Source organism: Streptomyces sp. NPDC033131 (genome assembly GCF_055578365.1).
The window spans coordinates 1-1,511 of record NZ_JBVIPA010000120.1 but is presented as its reverse complement, the minus strand read 5'-3'; the positions used below and the strand labels follow the sequence as shown (position 1 = coordinate 1,511).

General features: G+C 69.0%; 1 protein-coding gene. It reads left to right on the top strand.

All coding sequences use genetic code 11. The features are described 5' to 3' along the window. The first annotated feature begins 225 nt into the window (after window positions 1-225). A complete protein-coding gene (locus ACZ5XS_RS45760; RefSeq protein WP_468661642.1) occupies window positions 226-1,443 on the top strand; it encodes an IS110 family RNA-guided transposase in 1,218 nt (405 codons plus the stop codon). The last annotated feature ends 68 nt before the right edge of the window (window positions 1,444-1,511 follow it).

The following is a 1,511-nucleotide window of genomic DNA, read 5'->3' as shown; positions in this document are numbered from 1 at the left end:
GGCCTCCGGGCCCGGCATGACTGTGTCCCCCTGTCGATGGGATGACCTGGGGGGTGGTGTCACCGGGCCTGGGAGGTGCCGTCGGAGACGCTGATCAGAGGTCCGGCTACCACCCGGTCCGGCGCAATGCCGGACAGCTCGCGGGCGGCAGGTCTGCATAACGTGGATGCGCGCGTACGACACCATCGCCGAGGCCGGCACGTTCAACTCTCCTGGAAGGGCGCGATGTTCGACACCGAAGACGTGGGCGTGTTCCTCGGCCTGGACGTCGGAAAGAGCTCTCATCACGGGCACGGGCTGACTCCGGCCGGGAAGAAGGTCTTCGACAAGCAGCTGCCCAACAGCGAGCCGAAACTGCGGGCCGTGTTCGACAAGCTGGCCGCGAAGTTCGGCACCGTCCTGGTGATCGTGGACCAGCCCGCCTCCATCGGGGCCCTCCCGCTCACAGTCGCCCGGGACGCGGGCTGCAAGGTCGCCTACCTGCCCGGACTCGCGATGCGGCGGATCGCCGACCTGTATCCGGGCGAGGCCAAGACCGATGCGAAGGACGCTGCGGTCATCGCGGATGCAGCCCGCACCATGCCGCACACCCTGCGCTCACTGGAACTCACCGACGAGATCACCGCAGAACTCACGGTCCTCGTCGGCTTCGACCAGGACCTCGCGGCCGAGGCCACCCGCACGTCCAACCGGATACGCGGCCTGCTCACTCAGTTCCACCCCAGCCTGGAACGCGTGCTGGGCCCCCGCCTCGACCACCAGGCCGTCACCTGGCTGCTGGAGCGCTACGGCTCTCCGGCCGCGCTGCGCAAAGCCGGCCGCCGCAGGCTCGTCGAGCTGATCCGGCCCAAGGCCCCGCGCATGGCCGCCCGGCTGATCGACGACGTCTTCGCCGCGCTCGATGAACAGACTGTGATCGTGCCCGGCACCGGCACCCTCGACATCGTGATTCCCTCCCTGGCCGCATCGCTCGCCGCTGTCCACGCACAGCGCCGGGCCCTGGAGACGCAGATCAACGCCCTGCTGGAGGCCCACCCTCTTTCCCCGGTCCTGACGTCGATGCCCGGCGTTGGCGTCAGGACCGCCGCCGTCCTGCTGGTCACCGTCGGCGACGGCACCAGCTTCCCCACCGCCGCTCACCTCGCCTCCTACGCCGGACTCGCCCCGACCACGAAGTCGTCGGGGACCTCGATCCACGGCGAACACGCGCCCCGAGGCGGCAACCGGCAGCTCAAACGTGCCATGTTCCTTTCCGCCTTCGCGTGCATGAACGCCGATCCCGCCTCCCGCGCCTACTACGACAAGCAACGCGCCCGCGGCAAAACCCACACCCAGGCCCTCCTCCGCCTCGCCCGCCAACGCATCAGCGTCCTGTTCGCCATGCTCCGAGACGGCACCTTCTACGAATCCCGCACGCCCGCGGACGTCGAACTCGCCGCATAACCCCACCAAGACCGAATCACCCCAAACCCGACAGGGGTGCCTTGACGAAGGACATAGAGGCACCCCCC